At 62.6% G+C, this 22512-nt stretch carries 13 protein-coding genes; 6 read left to right on the plus strand and 7 right to left on the minus strand.

Features of this window, described 5'->3' with window-relative positions:
- Positions 1-212: 212 nt before the first annotated feature.
- Positions 213-4868, plus strand: coding sequence for a choice-of-anchor D domain-containing protein (locus Q5H92_RS04425; protein ID WP_305010285.1), 4656 nt, complete (start codon positions 213-215; stop codon positions 4866-4868).
- A gap of 279 nt (positions 4869-5147) precedes the next feature.
- Here the strand turns inward: Q5H92_RS04425 and Q5H92_RS04430 are convergent, their stop codons facing one another.
- The 4 genes from Q5H92_RS04430 to Q5H92_RS04445 form a co-directional block, all read right to left on the minus strand.
- The gene (locus tag Q5H92_RS04430) at positions 5148-5474 is read right to left on the minus strand and encodes a HesB/IscA family protein (protein WP_241934475.1); all 327 of its coding nucleotides are present in this window, start codon (positions 5472-5474) and stop codon (positions 5148-5150) included.
- A 123-nt stretch (positions 5475-5597) separates the two neighbouring features.
- Positions 5598-5990 carry a hypothetical protein gene (locus Q5H92_RS04435; protein ID WP_305010286.1) on the minus strand — a complete coding sequence of 131 codons (393 nt, stop codon included), beginning with the start codon at positions 5988-5990 and terminating at the stop codon, positions 5598-5600.
- Between the two features lie 98 nt (positions 5991-6088).
- A complete protein-coding gene (gene iscU / locus Q5H92_RS04440; protein ID WP_190923982.1) occupies positions 6089-6499 on the minus strand; it encodes a Fe-S cluster assembly scaffold IscU in 411 nt (136 codons plus the stop codon).
- Positions 6500-6616: 117 nt separating this feature from the next.
- Positions 6617-7831, minus strand: a complete 1215-nt coding sequence (locus Q5H92_RS04445) for an IscS subfamily cysteine desulfurase (protein ID WP_305010287.1) — start codon at positions 7829-7831, stop codon at positions 6617-6619.
- A 220-nt stretch (positions 7832-8051) separates the two neighbouring features.
- Between Q5H92_RS04445 and mce the strand changes: the two genes are divergently transcribed.
- Positions 8052-8453: a methylmalonyl-CoA epimerase gene (gene mce / locus Q5H92_RS04450; protein WP_305010288.1), complete on the plus strand. Its 402-nt coding sequence runs from the start codon at positions 8052-8054 to the stop codon at positions 8451-8453.
- 89 nt (positions 8454-8542) lie between these two features.
- Positions 8543-9115 (plus strand): L-threonylcarbamoyladenylate synthase, encoded by a 573-nt coding sequence (locus Q5H92_RS04455; protein ID WP_305010289.1) that lies wholly within the window; start codon positions 8543-8545, stop codon positions 9113-9115.
- A 5-nt stretch (positions 9116-9120) separates the two neighbouring features.
- On the opposite strand, the gene Q5H92_RS04460 is transcribed toward Q5H92_RS04455, so the two are convergent.
- On the minus strand, positions 9121-10674 hold the full coding sequence (locus Q5H92_RS04460; RefSeq protein ID WP_305010290.1) for a carboxypeptidase-like regulatory domain-containing protein: 1554 nt from the start codon (positions 10672-10674) through the stop codon (positions 9121-9123).
- 220 nt (positions 10675-10894) lie between these two features.
- Between Q5H92_RS04460 and Q5H92_RS04465 the strand changes: the two genes are divergently transcribed.
- Positions 10895-12334, plus strand: coding sequence for a CCA tRNA nucleotidyltransferase (locus Q5H92_RS04465; RefSeq protein WP_305010291.1), 1440 nt, complete (start codon positions 10895-10897; stop codon positions 12332-12334).
- A 195-nt stretch (positions 12335-12529) separates the two neighbouring features.
- On the opposite strand, the gene Q5H92_RS04470 is transcribed toward Q5H92_RS04465, so the two are convergent.
- Entirely contained in the window at positions 12530-15253 is a 2724-nt protein-coding gene (locus tag Q5H92_RS04470; RefSeq protein WP_305010292.1) for a PspC domain-containing protein, read from the minus strand.
- A 60-nt stretch (positions 15254-15313) separates the two neighbouring features.
- Entirely contained in the window at positions 15314-15661 is a 348-nt protein-coding gene (locus Q5H92_RS04475) for a PadR family transcriptional regulator (protein WP_305010293.1), read from the minus strand.
- A gap of 374 nt (positions 15662-16035) precedes the next feature.
- Between Q5H92_RS04475 and Q5H92_RS04480 the strand changes: the two genes are divergently transcribed.
- Both Q5H92_RS04480 and porU2 read left to right on the plus strand, forming a co-directional pair.
- Positions 16036-17166 carry a putative type IX sorting system protein PorV2 gene (locus Q5H92_RS04480; RefSeq protein ID WP_305010294.1) on the plus strand — a complete coding sequence of 377 codons (1131 nt, stop codon included), beginning with the start codon at positions 16036-16038 and terminating at the stop codon, positions 17164-17166.
- Positions 17167-17241: 75 nt separating this feature from the next.
- Entirely contained in the window at positions 17242-22464 is a 5223-nt protein-coding gene (gene porU2, locus Q5H92_RS04485) for a putative type IX secretion system sortase PorU2 (RefSeq protein ID WP_305010295.1), read from the plus strand.
- Positions 22465-22512 lie beyond the last annotated feature (48 nt).

Below are 22512 nucleotides of genomic sequence, written 5' to 3' on the forward strand. Positions count from 1 at the left end.
TGTCGTCAGAACAGCGTAGCTCCAACACTGGGCCGCGTGATTTCAAGCTTCAATACCAAGTTGGAGGCACTAGCTCGGCGTGGACAGACGTTGCAGGCGCAACATCAATCGTTGTTGAAAACAACTATACCGGCGGCGTTCTAAACCAAGTATCCCTACCCGCAGCGGTTGAGAATCAATCGGCGACTACGTTGGTGTACTTGCGGTGGGTCATGACCTCAAACATTCGTGTGACTGGCGGCTCCAACACTGTTGCAAATACAGGTAACTCGAATATTGACAACATCCTTGTCGAAGGCACTGCTGCCGCTGCCGCCAACAGCATTTCCGCGCCCACCATCGCCGGCTCGACCTTTTGCGTGGGCAATTCCGGCTCGCAAACATTCGCCGTCGGCTTCACGCCATCCGGCACCTTCACCACGGGCAACGTATACACAGCCTACCTCGGCACCACCGCCATTGGCACGCTGGCGAGCACAGCCAGCGGCTCGGCGCTCAGCCTCAACGCCACCATCCCCAGCAGCGTAGCTTCGGGCAGCACCTACCGCATTCGAGTAGATGCCAGCAGCCCCGCCACCACGGGCGGCGACAACGTTTCCGACCTGACGGTGGTAAACTACGCCACCAACAACGTTACCGGCTTCGCGGCCACGGCCGGCAACGCCCAAGCCGCCCTGGCTTGGACCAACCCCACCACCTGCTACGGCCGCACGGTGGTGGTGGCCAGCACAGGCACCATCACGGCGACGCCCAGCGGCACCTTCACGGCCAATGCCGCCTTTGGCAGCGGCACGGACCTGGGCGGCGGCCAGTTTGTGGTGTACGACGGCACCGGCACCAGCGCCACCGTCACCAACCTGACCAACGGCACGCTCTACAATTTTAAAGCTTTCGTGACGAATGGCGCCGGGTACAGCAACGGGGCCACGGCCTCGGCCACGCCCGCCGCTCCCACGCCGAACATTACGGCCACGGGCTCCTTCTCCGCTTTCAACACGCTGGCCGGTGTGGTTTCGGCCGCGCAGTCCATCACCGTAAGCGCGGTCAACCTCACCGCGGGCATCGTCATCACGCCGCCCGCGGGCTACGAAGTATCCCTCGACAACGGCAGCAACTACTTCACCACGGCTCAGACCCTGGGCGGGGCCGGCTCGGTGTCGACCACGACGGTGCTGTTGCGCCTCACGGGCGCCCTGCCCACCGCCAGCCTGGGCACCAACCTGCAAATCCGCAGCACCGGCGCTACCGCCCGCGACCGCACGGTGAGCGGCACGGTGGTGGCCGAACCCACGGCCGCCCCCACGGTGACGGCCGGTACGCCCGGCACCAGCACGGTTACCCTCACGGTGAGCGGCGGCGACGGCACCCGCCGCCTGCTGGTGGTGCGCGCCGCCAGCACCCCGGCCGTGGGCCCCACCGACCGCACCACGTACTCTGCTAACCTGGCCTTCGGCAACACCGGCACCACCAGCATCACGGGGGCCGGCAACTACGTCGTGCTCGCCGGCACCGCCACCACGGCCACCGTCACCGGCCTCAGCAGCACCACGGCCTACGTAGCCGAGGTGTATGCCTATAACGTGGGCAGCGCCACGGGCTTCGAGAACTACCTCCTCACGCCGTTGGGCACGGTGAGCTTCACTACGACGCTGGGCCCGCCGGTGGCCCTGCTCGTTTATAACTTCCCGGGCAGCCCTCCCGATGTGACCCCCACCACCAAGGCTGCTAACGTGGCGGGCAGCGATTTTACGCGCAGCGGCGTGACCGGCAACAACACGTCGGGCGTGTTCAATGCCAGCAACTGGCCTTCCTCCGCCAGCATTGACCCCACTAAATACGTTGCCTTCACCTTCACGCCCAACCCCGGATATCAGGCGGCGCTAACCACGCTGGAATTCGATGAACTCCGCTCTTCTGCCAGCGGCCCAACTGCCTACGAAGTGCGGTCTAGCTTGGACAACTACGCCTCGGCGGTAGCGACCGGCAACACCAGCGCTACCCTCACCACGCAAACCGTTACGCTCGGCGCGACCTTCAACTCCATTCAGAATGCGACCGGGGTCACGTTCCGCATTTATGGATACAATGCCAGTGGCTCCACCAGCACCTGGAGGCAGGACAACGTGACGCTGTCGGGCTATGTAACCGCAGCGGTTCCTTCCCCCGAAATCGATGTGATTCAAGGCGCTTCCATTGCTTCAGGCGGCAGCTTCGCCTTTGGTAATATGGTGGTCAACACGTCCACCGACGCCACCTTCACCATAGCCAACACTGGAACCGCCGCACTCAACATCTCCAACATTACCCTGACCAACAACGCGGGTGGCGCCTTCAGCATCCAGACCTCGCCGCTGCCCACCTCTGTGGGCACCAATTCTACCGCGCCACTGGTGGTACGGTTTGCCCCCACTTCGGCCGGCACCCAAACCGCGACGCTTACCATTTTCAACAACGATTCCAACGAGGGCACTTACATCATCAGCCTTACCGGGAAGGCCCTGGCCACCGAGCCTGCCGCCCCCCAGCCTACTGTGAGCGTGGCTGCCATCACGACCACTTCCGTGGAGGTGACCCTAAGCGGTGGCGCTGGTGCCAAGCGTTTGGTAGTGGTGCGGCCCACCGCCGCCGCCGCTATAGCACCCACCGATGGCACCACATACACTGCTAGCCAGACCTACGGCAGCGGCGCCCTCGCCGGTCCCAGCAACTTTGTGGTGCTGGCCGACGCCAGCGCCGGCCCTTTCACCGTGACCGGTTTGGCCAGCACCACCGCCTACACGGTGGAGTCCTACGCCTACAACGACCTCAACGTGGCCGGGGCCGAAAATTACCTGACCAGCGCACCCGGCACCGCCGCCTTCACCACGGCCGTGCCGCCGGTGCCGGCCAACCAAGCTGGCACGTTGCTGCTGGAAGACGACATTAACTACCCCGCTAACGCCCTGCTCAAAAACAACGGCTGGACCGTACACAGCAGCGGGACGAGCCCCATTTCGGTCGACCCTGGCAACCTCACCTTCGCCGACTACCCGGTGGGCACGGCTGGCACGGGCAGCAACCACGCCACCTCATTGGGCGAGGAAGACATTAACCGTTCCTTTACTACGCCAGCGGGCAGCACCACGCTCTACCTCTCCGCCGTGGTTAAGGTTGGTATCGATTTTGACGGCTATTTCCTGCACTTCTTGGATAATACCCAGCCCAGCGCCACTGCTCCTGTATTCCGCGGGGCCGTCTTCACTAAGTCGGATGGCAACGGGTCGTCGAACGGCCGGTTTGCTTTCGGCCTGAGTGTATCGGCCAACAATACCAACACGACGGTGGCTACCGCCTACACGCCGTTCTCCTACACCGCCGGCCAAAACTACTTGGTGGTGGTGAAGTACATAACCAACCCCGGGGGGACCGACCAAGCCAGCTTGTTCGTGCTCAGCGCCGCTGCTCCGTTTATAGAGCCCACGCCCACCATTGGGCCGCTGAGCGAAAGCAACAGCATCGCCGCTGGCAGCCTCAACGCCGTTGCCCTGCGCCAAGATGCTACCACCCCCGTTTTCGATATCGACGGCATCCGTGTTGCCACTGGTTGGGGCAGCGCCGTTGGCAAGCCGGTGTTTATCGGTCCGGTCGCTTCGTTGGGCGCTGGCAACTACTATAGCCTGACGGTGAACAACAACGACGTAGTATCTGTCATTGGCGCCGCCCAGGTTGAAAACAACTTGGTCCTGACCAGCGGCAACGTGGCAACCACTTCTGCCAACCTGCTCACTCTTTACCAAGGTGCCTCCATCACCGGCGGTAGCGCCACCAGCTTCGTGAATGGCCCGCTGGCGCGTGCTACCGCCTCCGGCGCCCGCTCCACGGTGTTTCCCATCGGCAGTGGTACCTTCTACCGTCCGCTCACCCTCACTGCCACTGCGCAAACTGGCGCGGCCACCTACACCGCTTTCCAGACCGAGGGCAATACCGGCCGTAACCTCGCAACAGGTGGAGCTCTGCCGGACCTCACGCGCGTCTCGACCAAGCGCTTCTATACGGTGAATACCTCCAATGCATCGTCGGGCTTCACCGGCAACATCACGCTGACGTTCGGCCCCGACGATTACATCAACAACCCCAGCAATACTTCGCTGGTCATTGCCAAGCGCGACGGAGGTACCAGCGGCGGTTGGGTCAACATTGGCCGAGCCACTACCAACGCCAGCACCGGTCCCGACAACGGCGCGGGCGGCGCAGCTTCTGCGGGCACCCTCACGTCGGGCAGCTTCAGTGGTTTCTCCGACTTCACCTTCGGTGGGACCGACGACATTTCCAACGTCAACGTCCTTCAGGCCGTCAACCCCCTTCCCGTGCAGCTGAGCAGCTTCGGCGCCCAGCGCCAGAGCGGCAAGGCCGTGGCCGTGCAGTGGACCACCGCCACCGAAAAGAACGCCGACCGGTTTGAAGTGCAGCGCAGCCTCAACGCCCAGGACTTCGTGACCGTGGCTACCACCAAGGCGCAAGGCAACAGCAGCAAAGCCACCGCCTACGCCATGCTCGACCAAACGGCCCCCGCCGCCGCGCTCTACTACCGCCTGCGCCAGGTCGACCACGACGGCACGGTGGCCTTCTCGCCGGTGGTGTCCCTCACCGGCACCGGCGAAACCACCAAAGTGCTGCTCTACCCCAACCCGACCCGCAGCAGCCTGAGCTTCATCACCGATGCAGCCACGCCCTACCGCGTGCTCAACCAGTTGGGCCAGGCCTTGTTGCAAGGCACCACCGAAGCCGGCACGGCCCAGGTAAACGTGGAAGCACTGCCCGTCGGCCTGTATTTCATCGAACTGCAGACGTCGGCTGGCCGGAGCGTGCAGAAGTTTGAGAAGCAATAGACCACGGATGCGCTCGGATTTTTCGGATTCCACGGATTTTGTGGGCGTATTGCAAACAAAAAAGGCCACCCATTCGGGTGGCCTTTTTTAATGCTCTTGCTACTGCTGAATCAGTAGGAAATCTTTGGCTAGTGTATCCCTCTTCTGTTATTCTAAAACAAAAGGCCACCCGAATGGGTGGCCTTTCTGCTACGCAACCTGGCATAAGTGGCCAGCTGCAAAATTTGTGTAATCCGAAAAATCGGAGCGAAACGAAGTTCGGTATAGCCAATTCGTGGTTTAGACCGAGAAGCTTTCGCCGCAGCCGCACTCGCGCGAGGCGTTGGGATTGTTGAACTGGAAGCCCTTGCCGTTGAGGCCATCGGAGAAGTCCAGCTCGGTGCCAGCCAAGTAGAGGAAGCTTTTCATATCCACCACCACGCGCACACCCTTGTCCTCAAATTCCTGGTCCATGGGCCGCACTTCGTTGTCGAAGTCCAGCTTATAGCTCAGGCCCGAGCAGCCACCGCCGGCCACCGAGGCGCGCAGGCGGTAGGTTTCATCCAAGTGCGCGTCGCTCATCAGGCGCGATACTTTTTCTTTGGCTTTATCCGAAACGGTAATCATGGCAGTAGGAGCGGGGACACTCGGGCTTAGAAGCAAGCCGAATGGACCCGCAATTTAGACATATTATAAACAAGGCGGCCAAATTCTTTGTTCGCCAGCCCCCCAACTATTTCATTCCGGCCCCTACGAGCTCGGATTCAGCACCAGGCTAAATACCGTAATGGTGTTCAGGTCGCGCCCAAAATAGAGCTTATCCAGCGCCTCGTACACATTGTGCGCCCGGAAATAGGAGGTGTGCAGTTCCCGGTCGTCGCGGGCACTCCACTGCACCGTGTAGGAGCTTTCCGTATCGCGGAACCGCTTCACGTACGCCAGCATTTTCTCCAGGCATTCCACCTTATCACGCCCGGTTTCGTAGCGAAACAGGAAGCTCTGCTGGTGGCGCGGGTTCACCGTAATCAGGTCCAGCCGCGTCTGGCCTTCCAGCTCCCGAAACTCAAACTGCAACTGCGCGGGCTCCAAACCCAGGTACTGCCGAATCTCGCGCTCCAGCCGGGCAATGTCAAATTCGTCCATTGAATCAATGAGTGAATGGGTAAATAAGTAAATGGCTGAATGGAGCAAATAACCAGAGGTCATTCACCCATTCAGCCATTCAACAATTCGCCCTTTGATTAGTGGTGCGACAGCTCCAGCGCGGGCAGGCCGTTTTTCACGCGGTAGTCCGAGATGGCCGATTTGATGGCATCCTCAGCCAGCACCGAGCAGTGGATTTTCACGGGCGGCAGGGCCAGCTCCTCCACAATCTCCATGTTGTCGATGGCCAGGGCCTCGTCCACGGTTTTGCCTTTCAGCCACTCCGTCGCGAGCGACGACGAGGCAATGGCCGAGCCGCAGCCGAACGTCTTGAATTTGGCGTCGGTGATGGTGTTGGTGGCTTCGTCCACCTCAATTTGCAGGCGCATCACGTCGCCGCACTCAGGGGCGCCCACGAGGCCGGTGCCTACGTTTTTCTTGCTTTTGTCCAGCGTGCCCACGTTGCGGGGGTTGCTGTAGTGGTCGATTACCTTATCGGAGTAAGCCATTTGGCGCTTTGCTTAAAATTATGAATTAACAATTATGAATTATGAATTGAAACCCAGAATCAGAACGCGCCCTAAGCCGCAATTCATAATTCATAATTTCTAATTCATAATTAATTCCTAGTGTTCCGCCCACTCGATTTTGCTCAAGTCGACGCCTTCCTTGAACATCTCCCACAGGGGCGACATTTCGCGGAGCTTGGTCACGGCTTCTTTTACGTGGCCGATGGCGTAGTCGATTTGCTCGTCGGTGGTGAAACGGCTCAGACCGAAGCGCAGGCTGCTGTGGGCCAGGTCGTCGCTCAGACCCAGGGCCTTGAGCACGTAGCTGGGCTCCAGCGAGGCCGAGGTACAGGCCGAGCCCGATGATACGGCCAGGTCCTTCACGCCCATCATCAGGCCTTCGCCTTCTACGTACTTGAAGCTGATGTTCGTTACGTGCGGCAGGCGGTGTTCCACCGAGCCGTTGATGTAGCTTTCTTCCAGCGTGGTGAGCTCCTTTTCGAGGCGGTCGCGCATGGCGCTCAAGCGAGCGGTGTCGGCTTCCATCTCGAGGCGGGCCAGCTCACAGGCCTTACCCAGGCCCACGATGCCGGGCACGTTGAGGGTGCCCGAGCGCATGCCGCGCTCGTGGCCGCCGCCGTCCATTTGGGCGGTCACTTTCACGCGCGGGTTCTTGCGGCGCACGTAGAGGGCGCCCACGCCTTTCGGGCCGTACATTTTGTGGGCCGTGAAGGCCATGATGTCGATGCCATCGGCGATGACGTCAACGGGGATTTTACCAACGGCCTGGGTGCCGTCCGTCATGAACAGGGCGCCGTGGGCGTGGGCAATGCGGGCGATTTCGCGGATGGGCTGGATGGTGCCCGTTTCGTTGTTGCCGTACATGATGGTCACCAGAATGGTCTGGGGCGTCATGGCGGCTTCGAGGTCGGCGAGGCTGATGAGGCCTTTTTCATCGACGGGCAGGTAGGTTACCTTGCCGCCGAGCTTCTCGATGTGCTTGCAGGTATCGAGCACGGCTTTGTGCTCGGTGGTGGCAGTGATGACGTGGTTGCCTTTCTGGCTGTACATCTCGAACACGCCCTTGATGCCCAGGTTATCGGACTCGGTAGCGCCCGAGGTGAAGATGATTTCCTTGGCGTCGCAGTTGATGAGCTTGGCGATTTGCTCACGCGAGTAGTCCACGCCTTCCTCGGCGGCCCAGCCGAAGGGGTGGTTGCGGGAAGCCGCGTTGCCGAACACATCGGTCAGGTAAGGCATCATGGCCTCCAGCACGCGCGGGTCGAGCGGCGTGGTGGCGTTGTTATCGAGGTAAATAGGGAGCTTGAGCATGGAGCGCAGCAGTAGTGACAAATGGGAAACCAGCAAGAAGCCGATACCTGCCTAGAACACGGTTCGGGGCCAATCAGTTTTCTTTGGTCCCACAAAAGTAGATACAATCTAAATAAGGAAATGCGCCGACTTTCGGCGCCGGGCCGAAATGCTCGGCGAAACCGCGCATTTTCCGCGTCAGTGGTCCGCAGGCTGCCTTTTTCAATTCTCAATTCCGCTCATGCTCACCAACCTCGAACACCTCGGCCTGGCCGTGCACGACCTCGAAGCCGCTACGGCCCTCTACACCACGCTACTGGGCGCGGCCCCTTATAAGAAGGAGCACGTGGCCAGCGAGGCCGTCGATACCGTTTTCTTTCAGGTGGGCGGCTCGAAGATTGAGCTGCTGGCCGGCACTTCGCCGGATAGCGCCATCACGAAATTCCTGAGCAAGAAGCCCGAAGGTATCCACCACGTCGCGTTTGAGGTCGACGACATCTGGGCCGAGATGGCGCGGCTGAAAGGGGAGGGGTTTGTTCTCTTGAATGAAGAACCCAAGCACGGGGCCGATAACAAGCTAGTGTGCTTCGTGCATCCCAAGAGCGCGGCCGGCGTATTGGTAGAACTTTGCCAGAGCTTGTAGCGCGGACTCTGCGAGTCCGCGCATCGCTTGCGCAACCATTCATTTTCTGCCATGCGCGGACTCGCAGAGTCCACGCTACAATTTTCGCCATGAACCGTTTTCAACAAGAAGTAGATGCCGCTGTCGATGCCCTTTTGCTCCAGCAAGTCATTCTTTACCCCACCGATACCGTGTGGGGCCTGGGCTGCGACGCCGAAGCGCCTCCGGCCGTGCAGAAGCTCTATAAGCTAAAGGGCCGCGAGGCCGGCAAGCCCAGCATCGTGCTGGTGGCTGACTGGGCCATGCTGCAGCGCTACGCCGCCGACGTGCCGGCCGAGCTAGAAGCCATGATTGCCGCCGATACGCGGCCGACCACTTACATCCTGCCCGCCAGCAAGGCCATAGCGCCCGAGCTGGTGGCCCCGGACGGCACCGTGGGCCTGCGCGTGACCAAGGACGAGTTCTGCCACAAGGTGGTGCGGCGGCTGGGCCACGGCCTGGTTTCAACTTCGGCCAACAAAGCCGGCGAGCCCACGCCGGCGGTGTACTCCGAGGTGGATGCAGCCATCGTGCGCGGGGCCGACCACGTGGCGAACTGGCGGCAGGACGATGCCACGCGCACGGCGCCCTCCCGCGTGGTGCGGCTGGGCGCTGGCGGCAAGCTGGAAGTGGTGCGCGAGTAGCCGCCTCAGCGGACGGCCAGTACTTCCAGCTCCATGGCGGTGCTCATGGAGGCAAAGCGCTTCCAGGAATTGGCCGCGCCGTAGCGGTAGAGATGCGTGGCGAAGGCGGGCATGAGCAGGGGCAGCGCCAGCCGCTGGCCCTGCCGCGAGTGGCTGACCCATTCCACGGCCACCGCCACGGCATCTTCGGCAAACAAGGGTTCGGCCTGCAAATCGATGCGCACCCGCCGGGCTCCTTTCCCCACTACCTGCCGGTAGATGGGCTGGCGCAACAGCGCCGGACCGGGCACGCCGTGCCGTAGCTGGTAAATGTTGATGCGAAACTGCACGGTGTCAAAGTCGTTGGCGCTCAGGATGAACTCAAATTGCCTGAGCCAGGCGCCGCGCCGGGGCAGCTGAAACACGCGTCCAATCTCGGAGCCCACGTTCAGGCCCGGCTGCGTGCCAAGGGCGAAATTGGTTTGCAGGCGCGTGCGGTAGTGCGGGTTGCCAATGCGAACGGTATCGAGGCCGCGGGCTTGGACGGTGACGGCGGCCAGGGCCACGGCGGCCGGGCGAAGCGCCACGGCCAGGGGCCCGGCGGGCAGGGCTGCCACGGCCGAGGCCCGGCTGGCGTAGCCGAGCAGGGCAAAGCGCACGGTGTCGGCAGCGGCCACGGTGGCGGGCAGGGCCAGCTGGAACCGGCCCTGTGCATCGGCCACGGTGCCCACGCCCTTGCCCACTACGCCCACGGTGGCATAGGGCAGGGCCTGGCCGGCTTCGTCGGTAAACTGGCCGCTGAGCTGGCGGCTGGCAGCGGACTGTGCGGCCGCCGGCAGGCTCAGCAGGAACAGCGCGGCCACTGCGGCGGCCGCGGCGCCGCCCCGCGCCGTTCGGGCTTTGGCTTTGTAGCGCCGCACGGTGGCCCGGATGAGCAGGCCGCCGATGATGCTCGGGGCAATCCAGCCCACCAGTCCGGCCCAGGATGGCGCCCCGGCCGGCAGCCAGCGCCCCAGGTTCACGACCACAAACGCCGTGGTGGCCGAAATGTAGGAGCCGCCCATGCGGATGAAATGTCGGAACAGCCACGGCATGGGGGCGGCCACGGCCGGGCGCAGCCCGTGCCAGGCATCCAGGCCCGCAAACACGCAAATCAGGCCCCCGAAAAAAGCGAATAGCACCGCCTGCAGCCAGATGCCGGCCACCACCATGCCCAGTCCCACCAGCGTGGCCGCTACCGCCAGCGCCACATCGGCCGGCAGCAGCGTGCTGCTGTGGCGGCGGGCCGCCCGCCAGCCGCTGAAGCTGAGGTAGAAGCTGAGAATGGCCACCCCGGTCAGGAACAGGCGGCCCAGCGTGAGCGGCTGCAGCAGGCATAGCAGCACCGCCGTGGCGGCCACCACTACCATACTATAGGTGTAGATGCGCCCGGCCCGGACGTGCACCGGCCCGCCCTTGCGGCCCAGCATGGGAATGAGGCCAACCAGCAGGGCCAACGTGCCCGCCGCAATGTGAATACCCAAGGTGCCGCGAACGGCCGGGGCCGTGCTCGGCAGCGAAAAGAGAAAGGAGAGGAGCATAGGGGAGAAGCTTGGAACGGGCGTCGTTGTGAAGGTAAACTTCGGCCCGTTAGCCTTCTTGCCCAAACGGCCGCACCCGAAACCGCGAACCAAATGGATGGAGCGGTGAAAACCGCAGCCGAAGCGCGGCCTGGCTCAGGCCGGTCTGCGCCGCTTCGGCGGGCGCGGTGCCCTCGTGGGGCAGTGCCCGGTAGTTGTTTCTTTTACGACCTTTGCGGCCATGAACACGCCCCAACTGCCCGAGCTGCCCATTTTCCGCACCATCGCCGAAGCGGCGGCTGAATTGAACCAGCCCGCCTACGTCATCGGCGGCTACGTGCGGGACTTGGCCCTAGGCCGGGAGAGCAAGGACATTGACGTTGTGACCGTGGGCGACGGCATTGCGCTGGCGCAGGCCGTGGGCCAGAAGCTGAAAGGCCGGGGCCGGGTGCAGGTGTTCAAGAACTTCGGCACGGCCATGCTGCCCACCAAGGAGGCCGGCGACATTGAGTTTGTGGGCGCCCGCAAGGAAAGCTACCGCGCCGAAAGCCGCAAGCCCGAAGTGGAAGCCGGCACACTGGAAGAGGATTTGGCCCGCCGCGACTTCACCATCAACGCCCTCGGCCTCAGCCTGAACCCCGAGAACTTTGGTGAGCTGGTGGACCGCTACGAGGGCATGAATGATTTGGCCAGCAAAACCATCCGCACGCCGCTGGGGCCCGATGTGACGTTCTCCGACGACCCGCTGCGCATGATGCGCGCCGTGCGCTTTGCCTCGCAGCTCAACTTTGATATTGAGCCCGATACGTTCGACGCCATCATTCGGAACAAGGACCGGATAAAGATTGTGTCTCAGGAGCGGATTACGGTCGAGCTGAACAAGATTATTGAGTCGCCCACGCCGAGCTACGGATTCAAGCTGCTGTTTCAGACCGGGCTGCTACAGCTCATCTTTCCGAAGATGGCGCTGCTGCACGGCGTTGAAAAAGTGGGCAACCACGCCCACAAGGACAACTTCTACCATACCCTGCAGGTGCTCGATAACGTGGCCAATGCCGGTGGCGACCTGTGGCTGCGCTGGGCCGCCATTCTGCACGACATCGCCAAGCCCGCCACCAAGCGCTACTTCCCCAACGTGGGCTGGACCTTCCACGGGCACGAGGACAAGGGCGCGCGCTGGGTGCCCGGCATCTTCACCGACCTGAAACTGCCGCTGGGCGAGGAGATGCGCATGGTGCAGAAGCTGGTGCGGCTGCACCTGCGCCCCATCGCGCTGGTGAAGGAAACCGTGACCGATTCGGCCGTGCGCCGCCTGCTCTTCGAGGCCGGCGAGGACATCGACCGGCTGATGCTGCTGTGCCGGGCCGACATCACCAGCAAGGACCACACGAAAAAGGAGCGGTACCTGCGCAATTTCACCCAGGTAGAGGAAAAGCTGAAGGAGGTTGAAGAAAAGGACCACCTTCGCAGCTTCCGCCCGGTCATCACCGGCGAAATCATCATGGAAACCTTTGGGCTGAAGCCCTCGCGCCAGGTGGGCGAGCTGAAGGAGGCCGTGATGGAAGCCATTCTGGATGGCATCATTACAAACGAAATGGAGCCAGCCATGGCCTTCCTGTTGCAGCAGGGGGCGGCCAAAGGGCTGGCTCCGGAAGGAGGCGTCGTTCACTCACCAAACTAGGCCTGACTTCTTGGTTTCGGGGGGATAGATGCGGTTTACGGGGAGAGCGTTGCCTGGGATTAATTTATTAACCCAGAAAATTTTGGCTTGAAGTGGTTTGGGTTGGCGGAAACTGTACCCTGAAGCTCTGCTTCGACTCGCGTCCAAATCGTTCGCCCGGGCCGAGGCGGAGCTTCGGGGTACTCGTCTGACTTTTTACAGCCGTTTCACGCTCGACGGGCCGGTCGAATCCAGGTCGACGCTTTTGGGGCTGCCGCTGTAGGCGATTTCGCTGGCGCCCACGGCTTCGCCCTTGATGCGCTCGGTCACATTGACGCGGGCCTTGCACACGCCGGCTACCGATACGGTGGCGGTGCGGGTTTGCAGGTTGGCGCCGGCCAGCTCGCAGGCGCCGGCGGCGTCGAGGTCCAGCACGTCGGCGCGGCCGGTGGCGGTGGTGCGGCAGGCGCCGGCCTGCTCCATCTTCAGGGTGCCGTAGTCGCCGTTGAGGCGCAGGTGGCTGGCGCCGGCCTGCTCAATGCGCAGCTCTTCCTGGCGCTCGAAGCCGCCGAGGTCGGCCTGCACCGAGCCGGCCAGCTCCAGGCTTTCGATGTTGGGCATGTCGATGACAATGAGGACTTTCTTGTCGTCGTTGTTCCACTTGCGGCCGAAGAGCGAGGTGTTGTTGCGGGACTTGATTTGCAGCTCGTCGCCGTCGCGCTCCAGGCGGATGTCGCTGAGCACGCCCTCATTGCCGGCGGCCTCAATCTTAAAGGCGTCGCTGTGGCGCACCACCACGCGGTAGCCGCCCACCACGCTCACCCGGTTGAAGCCGGTTTCGTCGAAGCTGCGGCGGCCGCCGCGGTAGCTGTTCAGGTCGGTGTCAAAGGAAGGGGCGCCGCCGTAGTTAAGGGTGAGGCCGCTTTTGCCGTTGCTGTCGTCTTCGTCGCGGTTGTCGCCCTCGTTGTCGCTGTTGTCATCGGCGTCGATGGTGATGTTGGTGTCGGAGTCTTCCTTTTGCAGGTCGATGCCCAGTTCTTCGTCGCTGCAGCCAATGCACTCCAACTTGTTGCCGCGCAGGCGGTAGCGGTGCTGCTCGGGGTCTTCGGGGCGCTCATTCCGGGCAAAGTCGTCTTCGTCGAGGATGTCGTAGGCAAAGTCGCGGCTGATGCGGAAGGTGCGGTCGCGGGGCAGGCGGATGGTGAGGGCCAGCTCCTGCTTGCGGAACGAGGCGCCGGGCAGGAAGGAGAAATGGTCATCAAACACCAGCGAGGAGTCGCCACTGGGCCGCACCGTGTAGTCGATGGTGGTGAGGGCGGTGCGGCGGGCGGTGGCTTCGTTGGGGCCTTTGGCGCCCATGGTGCGCAGCACTTCCACCACATTGCCGCTGTCGGTGGCGGCGAGGTTCACATTCACGTGCTGGTCCCACTCGCGGTCCACGTGGCGCGAGTCCAGCATCACCACCGGGGCGGTGAGCTTGGGGTAGCGCTCCAGCTGCTCCACTTCGGCATCGTACTGGTACTGCCGGCTCTGGCGGGCAATGGTCATGGTGAGGCCCACGATGCTCAGCAGCCACAGCCCCAGCAGGGACAGGCCCACGGTGCGGGGCACCAATGTGCGCTTAAACAGCAGGTTGAGCCCGCCCAGCAGCATCCACAGGGCCGGGATGCCCGCCGTCAGAAAGCCCGCCAGCAGCCCCCAGGCCGGAATGCCATTCAGCAGCACGTGGGCGGGCACGTCGCCGGCCACAATGTTTTCGGAGTTGGGAATCAGGCCAATGCCCGCGCCCAGCATGATGGCCAGCATGAGCAACAGCGCAAAGCCGCCGGTGGTGAGGATGACGCCCGCCGCGATGCGAATGGCCGAGCCCACGAAGTTCACGGCCGGGCGCAGGCCCCGGGCGGCGTCCTCCACGAAGGCGCCCACGGGGCGGTTGGTGGTCATGGGGCCGTCGGCGAAGGCGTTGCTGCGGGCGCTGCTGTCAAATTTTTCCAGCGTGATGTCGTCGCCGCGCATACGGAGCTTGTCCGAGACCGTCTTGGCCTCGGGCAATACTATCCATAATATAATGTAGAGCAGGAAGGTGAAGCCTCCGGCAAACAGGCCGGCCAGCAAGAGCACCCGCACCAGCGTCACGTCGATGTTGAAGTAGGCGGCCAGGCCGGCGCCCACGCCGGCCACTTTGCCCGCGCCGGTGTCGCGAAACAAGCGGCGGCCGGCCAGCGGGCCCGTGTTCAGCAGGGCCTCGGGGTGGGCGGGGGCGTCGTAGCGCTTGGGCAGCAAAATCCAGAGGATGATGTAGCCCAGCACCACCCAGCCGCCGAAATCGACCCGCGCATTGTGGCGCGACCAGATGTTGACTGCCGGCAGCGAGATGGTGCCGAACACCAGCGCCAGGCGAATCCAGAGTGGGTTCACAGCGAAGTACTGGGCGATGCCGGCGGCTACGCCCGCCACCTTGCGGTTGGCCATGTCGCGGTACAGGCGCTTGGGCTCGCCGGTTTCGGCCGTGGCCTCGCCGGGGGCTTTATTGAAGCCCTCTCCAAAGGCGCCTTTGGGGCCGAAAGGACCCTCTTTGCCGAACGTGCCCTGGGGCCCGAAAGGACCGTTGGGGCCGAAGGTGCCGCCAGTGGCCGAGGCTTCCGCGGTTTCGGCCACTTCGTCGTCTTCGTCGGCGTCGGGGGCGAAGTCGCTCACGCGGCCCATTTTGGCCATCATGGCGTTCACGTCGTCGAGGCTGATGACCTGCTGCAGGGGCGAGAGGCGGGCCGCGAACAGCTCGGCAATGCGGCCCTCGATGTCGGCCACGATGTCCTCATGGCCGCGGTAGTTGGCAAAGTGGGCTTTCACCTCGGCCAAGTAGCGGCCCAGGACTTCAAAACCGTCTTCCTCGATGTGGAAGATGATGCCTTGCAGGTTGATACTGATGTTCTTTTTCATGTGAAAGAAGGCCGAACGGGCCGATTGAATGCTGGTGAGTGAAGCAGAAAAAGAGGCAGATTAACGACTGTCGCCCGGCGGCCGGCTGTGGCGGATGATGCCCACCGAGGTGGCCATTTCCTCCCAAGTGTCGCGCAACTCCTCCAGGAATTTCCGCCCGTCATCGGTGAGGGTGTAGTATTTGCGGGGCGGGCCGCTGGTGCTTTCCTTCCAGACATAGTCCAGGAGGGCAGCATTCTTGAGGCGGGTCAGCAGCGGGTAGAGCGTGCCCTCCACCACTATCATGCGGGCCGAAGTCAGCTCCTCCAGCATGTCGGAGGCGTAGGCTTCGCCGCGGGCGATGATTTCCAGGATGCAGAACTCAAGGATTCCCTTGCGCATCTGAACCTGGGTGTTCTCGAGTTTCATGGGCGGGTTGGTTGACTAGTGGGTGACGAACAGTACAAATGTATGGTAGGTACTTTGTAACGCAAGGTACTGGATAAATAATTCACTACTTATCAACCTAAAATTTTACTACCTGTTGATTATCAGGAATAAAATTTTTGTTAAATGTTGATGTCCTAATGGTTGCCGCGGCCTGACGAGGCCAGATTGCCGGCTAAAGCCCGCCTACCGATGATTAGATGGGGCAGAAGAATTGGTCAGGCCGCCGGCTTCGATTCGTCGTAGGTTGGCTGGCCCGGCACGAATGAGTTATTGGCCCGAAATTCGCAGGCCAGACGCACTAACTTGGAGTAACTTGCGTTGCGACGGCGCGAAACCTCCATTTACCTTCTTTTATGTCCCAATTCTCCTCTGCCGCCCGCGGGCTGCTGGTCATCGGTGCCACGGTTGCGCTGGCGCTGCCCGCCGCCGCGCAAACCAAAACGCCCAAATACAGCAACGAATTTCTCAACCTTGGCGTGGGGGCCCGCGCCCTGGGCATGGGCAAGGTGCAGGTAAGCCTGGCCGACGACGCCACCGCCGGCTACTGGAACCCCGCCGGCCTGGCCAACCAAACCCGCAAATACGACGGCGTGCTGATGCACTCCGAGCTATTTTCGGGGGTGGTGAAGAACGACTACGCCGCCTTCTCCACGCCGCTCGACAGCAAAAGCGCCATTGGCGTGAGCCTGATGCGCCTGGGCGTGGATAACATTGCCGACACCCGCGCCCTGCTCGACGAGTATGGTGGCGTGCATTACGACAAAATCACCTACTTCTCGGTGGCCGATTATGCGCTGCTGCTCTCCTACGCCCGCAAAATCGAGAAAGTGGAGGGCCTTAGCGTGGGCGCTAACGCCAAAATTATCTACCGCAACATCGGCAGCTTCGCCCACGGCTACGGCTTCGGCATCGACGCGGGCCTGCAGTACAACCACAAAGGCTGGAACCTGGGCCTGATGGCGCGCGACATCACCACCACCTTCACGCAGTGGACCATCAACGCCGACGAGTACCAGAAAGGCATCAACAACACCGCCGCCAACGGCGTGGACGCCGTGCCCACCAACAGCGCCGAAATCACGCTGCCGCGCTTCGTGCTGGGCGTGGGGCGCCGCGTAGAGCTGCCCAAGCAGTTCTCGGCCCTGCTGGCCGCCGATTTTGAAGCCACTACCGACGGGCAGCGCAACACCCTGGTGTCGAGCAAGGCCGTGAGCGTGGACCCGCGCGTGGGCCTGGAGCTGGGCTATAAAAATCTGGTGTTTCTGCGCGGCGGCGTGGGCAACTACCAGAAAATCCAGAGCTTCACCAAAAACGCCAACGGCAACTACGACAGCAACTGGAAAGGCCAGTACAGCCTGGGCGCCGGCGTGGCCATCAGCGGCCTGCGCGTCGATTTGGCGCTCTCGCGCCTGGCTGTGGAGAAGCTGGGCAGCACTTCGCAAACCAACTCGCTGATTGTGTCGCTGGGCTACGGCTTCAAGTAAAGGACCCGACGGCTACCAACGCATCAAATCTGCGTGCCAGGAAGTAAATTGATTCTCTACCATTTAGTTATTGTTATGCTTAAAAACTACTTGCAGTCGTTGCGGCAGTTGGCTTTAGGGCTGATGGTCCTGTTTCTGGGGCTGGGCGTGGCCCCGGCTTGGGCACAGTCGGGCCCGGTGGGCAACGAGTGGATTGTGCCCGGCCAGACCTATTACAAGGTCAAAATCGTCAAAGACGGCCTCTACAAGCTCGATTACCAGTACCTGACGCAGGCCGGTATTTCGGGTGTGGCGCCCAGCCAGTTGCAAATCTGGCGGCGTGGCCGCGAGATTGCCTCTTACGTGGGCGGCAACCAGAACACGCTGGATGCCACGTCGTTTCTGGAGTTTTATGCCATCCACAACGATGGACGCCTCGATGGGGAGCTCTACAAGCAACCCTCGGACCAGCCCCACATGTACTACAGCTTTTACACCGACACGGCCAGCTACTTCATTACCTGGCGCGCCGGTACCACGGCCCGGCACATGGCCCAGCCCACCGCAGCCGGCGGCACGGTGCACCCGCACCGCCTGCACAACCAGCTGAACCTGAGAACATACTACTTCATTGAAACGCCTCCGGTTTTGCTGAACTACTTGCCTTGGGTGGAGTCGGGCGAGGGCTTCTTCGGTGGCGGCACCACGGACGAGCGAACCGATTCGCTGGTGCAGGCCGTGGCCCCCACCGGCCCCACCCCAACGGTGGAAATTGCCCTGTTCGCACCCGATGCTGGCAGCCACGCGGCCGAAATCAGGGTCAAGTCGGCGGCGGGCACCTACCGCACGCTGGGCGTGATGCGGTGGACAGGCCGCGGCCGCTACCGCCAAACCTTTCCTTTGCAACGCTCCGACGTTTTCAACAACGGCCTGACGGTGGCGCATCGGCTGGATGCTTCGGCCGTGGCCGGCGACAACTACTACATGTGCTATGCGCGCTACATTGTGCCGCAGGCCAACCGGTGGTTCCGCAACCGCCACAGCGTGCTGTTTCAAAACGATTCAACGCTGGCCGGCCCGGCCACCTACGAGTTTGAAACGGATTCCATTCCGGCCACCACGGTGGGCTTTGATGTGCAGGACCTTTACAATGTGCAGCGCGTGTTGAGCACCACCACCGGCACGCGGCGGCGCTTCGTGTTTCCCGACGCCAACGCCAGCGCCACCCATAAGCTGCTGCTGGCCGAGGAAAGTGCGGCTGCCCGGCCGCCGCTGCCGGCGCGGCGAATCAATTTCCGCGTCATCAACCCGGCTCAGCCCAACTTCATCATTATCACCCATCCGCAGCTGATGAAGCCGGCGCCGGGCACCCAGAACGCGGCCCTGGCCTATGCCTCGTACCGCGCCAACCCCGGCATGCCCGGCGTGCCGCGCTACGACACCCTGATGGTGACGGCCCACCAACTCTACGACCAATTCACCTACGGCGACCGGTCGTGGCTGGCCATGCGCCACTTTGCGCGTTGGATGGCCGCCGCCAACACCGCGGGCCGGCCCCGCTACCTCTTGCTGTTGGGCAAAGGCTTGCAGCCCAGCGCGGGCGGGGGGCGTTTTATTTCCGGCACGGCCGGCCTGAACCGGGGCCTGGGCGAACGAGGGTTGGATTTGGTGCCAACCTCTTCCCGGTCGGTATCGGACAATATGTTGACGGCCGACTACGTCAACAACAACTTTGTGGCCCAGCTCAGCACGGGCCGCCTCACGGTGACTACCCCGGCCCAGGTGATGATATACCTGAACAAGCTGCGCGAGTATGACCTGTCGGGCGACCAACCCTGGCGCAAAAACGTGCTGCACCTGGCCGGTGGCACGGGGCCGAGCGAGTTCACGCAGTTCCGCTCGTACCTCGACAATTATAAGCGGTATGTGGAGCGGCCCTTGTTTGGCGGGAAAGTGGTGGCAACCATTGAGCGCACTATTGTGAACCCAACGGGCAATTCGTTGCTGGTACCGGCCGACATTTCGCCCTATCTCTCGACGGGTCTGGGGCTGATTAGCTACTTCGGGCACGGCTCGCCGACGGCGTTCAGCTTGGACTTTGGCACTCCGGATTCGAACCCGAACTACAACAACCCCGGCAGATACCCGGTGATATTTATCGATGGCTGCGCCTCGGCCAACCTGTTCACCGGCAACAGCCCAACGTATTTCGAAAGCTGGCTTTTTAGCGCCAATAAAGGAGCCATCGGGTGCATGGGCGCCAGCGGGGAAGGGTACGACGCCTACCTGGATGTGGCCAAAGACCAGATGTTGCAGCTACTCCTCAACGACCCCAGCTGGTACGGCAAGTCGATTCCGACGGTGTACAACGAAACCGTGCGCCGCCTGCAAAACGCGGGCGGCTTGTTCAACCCCAACGACCTCATTTCGGTTGAGCAGATGTTGAGCACCGTGTGGCACGGCGACCCGGCCGTAGCCCTGTACGCGCCGCCGCTCCCGGATTTGCAGGTGAGCACCTCGACGCTTTCAATCCGGCCGGTGGCACCGGCCACCACGGTCACGGCGGCGTCGACCGATTTCTCGCTGATGATTGGGGTAAGCAACCCCCTTAAGGTCACGACGGACTCGGTCGAAATTCGGGTGACCCGGACGGTAGGCACCTACCGGTCGGTGACGACCAAGACGTTTGCGCAGGGCCCGCAGGGCAGCGCCACCTACGATTTCCGGCTGGCTAACCCGACCGGCGTCAACGTGTTCGGGGTGAATACTTTCCAGGTCGAAATTGACTACGCCAACAAAGTGGCCGAGGCCAACGAAAACAACAACACTGCCCAGATTACCTACACCTTCCTGCGCGGCGGCCTCACCCCGCTCAACCCGGTGGAGTTTGCCATTGTGGGCAACAACCGGCCCCGCCTGGTGGCCCAGACCAACGACCCGCTGGGCGCCTCGCGCGGCTACGAGTTTGAAGCCGATACCAGTGCTTCTTTCAACAGCGGCGCGGCCATCAAGCAAACTTCGGGCGTAATCACGGCCACGCTCACGCCGAGCTGGCGGCCCACGCTGCCCTCGGTGGCTGGGCGCGACAGTGTGGTGTGGTACTGGCGCGTGCGCTTCCAGACGCCGGCCGGCGACGAAGACCCCAACTGGGTGGTCAGCTCGTTCCGCATCATTCAGGGCCGCACGGCGGGCGGGTGGTCGCAGAGCCACTACGCCCAGTTCCGGCGCGACCAGCGCCAGGGCGTGGAAGTGGCGCCCTCGGGCCGCTGGGACTTCAGCACCGTCAACCACCCCTTGGTGCTGAGCACACGCGGCGGCGGCCTGGCACCCGGAGCGTTGGCCACGTTTGCCACGGCTACGGGTGCCACCGCCCCAGGCCTGGGCATCTTCACCGACCCGCTCAACCCGCCCTACGCGGCCAACTGCGCCATCAACACCGCCAACCTGCTGATTGCCGTGTACGACCAGCGCACGTTCCGCCCCATTGCTGGCCTGCCGGCGCCTGCCACTTGTGGCCAAGGAGCGCAACTGTTCTACACTTTTGCCACTCCGGCGAATGCCGCGGACACCACCAATACCGTAAACAACAGCACCACCCGCCAAACCCAGCTGGCCAGCTTCCTGGCTGCTGTGCCCGATGGGGCCTACGTAGCTGTGGTGAGCATGAACCGCCTGCGGTGGACCAGTCTCACAGCAGTGCGCTCGGCCTTCAACACCTTGCTGGGCTCGCAACTGGTGAACCAACTGCAAAACGGCGACCCGTTTGCCCTGCTCGCGCAGAAGCGTGCCAGCGGAGGACGCCTTATCCGCGAAGCAGGGCCGAGCACGGCGGCCGGCGCCGCGCCCCGCTACAATCAGACCATCAGTCTGACCGATACGGTGCGCACGCCCTCGTCGCGCGGCACCGTCACGTCGGTGCGCATTGGCCCGGCCCGGAGTTGGGAAAATCTCTACCACTGGGTGCAGCGCGACGCCGGCGCCACCGGCAGCTACACGCTCAAGCTGATTGGCATCGATTCGCTGAACCGCAGCACTGTGCTGGTGGCTAACGTTCCCGCCGGCTCGCCGCGCCGGGGCGGCTATTCGCTGAGCCGGTTCTTGGCGTCCCAATACCCGTACATGCAGCTCGAAATGACCATGCAGGACACGCTGAACCGCGTGGCCCCGCAGCTCAAGGAGTGGTTTGTAACCTACCAGGGTGTGCCGGAAGGTGTGGTGCGCCGCGACCTGGCCACACCCAGCACCGTTTATAGCCCGGCTACGCTCGTCGCGCAGGCGTACAACCCGGGTGAACTGAGTTTCCCGGTGGTGTTTGAAAATGTCAGTCCTTTCGATTTCAACACACCGCTGCGCGCCAAAGTGGAGGTGAGCAACACCGTCAACGGCACCACCTTGCCACCCGTGTACGTGACGGCGCCGCGCCAGCTCAAGGGCGACTCGACCATCACCATTCCGGTGCGCTTCCCGATGATTAGCCGCTTCGGCACCTTCACGGCGAAGGTGACGGTGAACCCCACGCCACGCGCCCAGCCGGAGGTGAACCTGTTCAACAACGAGCTGAACCTGTCGGCCTTCACAGTGATTGACAACAACGTGCCGCCCACGCTGGACGTGGCCATCGACGGCCGCCATATCCTCAACGGCGAGCTGGTGTCGTCGCGTCCGGTCATTCACATTCAGCTGAACGACGAGGACAAGCTGCGGCACATCACCGACCGGTCGGTGTTCACGGTGTCGCTGCTGAGCCCCGGCCAGGTGGGCCTGCCCACGCAGGTCAACCTGAACGGTAACAACGTGGATTTCTCGGTCGATGCCACCAACGGCAGCGTGGCGAAGCTCACCTTCGAGCCCGGTAAGGCTGCCCCGCTGGCCGATGGCGTGTACACCCTCCGCGTGCAGGGCCGCGACCCCAGCAACGCCTCGGCCGGCTCGCAGGATTTCCAGGTGAAGTTTGAAGTGGTGAATGCCTCGCAGATTTCCAACGTGTATCCGTACCCCAATCCGGTGGTAGGCAAAACCCGCTTCGTGTTCACGCTGACCGGCGACCAACTGCCCAACAACATGAAAATCCAGATTATGAGCCTCACGGGGCGGGTGGTGCGCGAGATTTTTATGAGCGAGCTGGGCCCGCTGCACATCGGCAACAACATCTCGGAATACGCCTGGGACGGCACCGATACCTACGGCGACCGCCTCGCCAACGGCACCTACCTCTACCGCGTAGCCCTCGATGACCCCAACGGCCAGTTCAGCCACCGCACCACGGCCGGCGACAAAGCCTTCAAAAACGACTGGGGCAAGCTGGTGCTCATGCGGTAAAAGGGCAAATGCGTAAATGAGTAAGGGGGACGTTCGACGGCAAATGCC

Source organism: Hymenobacter mellowenesis, assembly GCF_030581005.1.
GTDB lineage: Bacteria > Bacteroidota > Bacteroidia > Cytophagales > Hymenobacteraceae > Hymenobacter > Hymenobacter mellowenesis.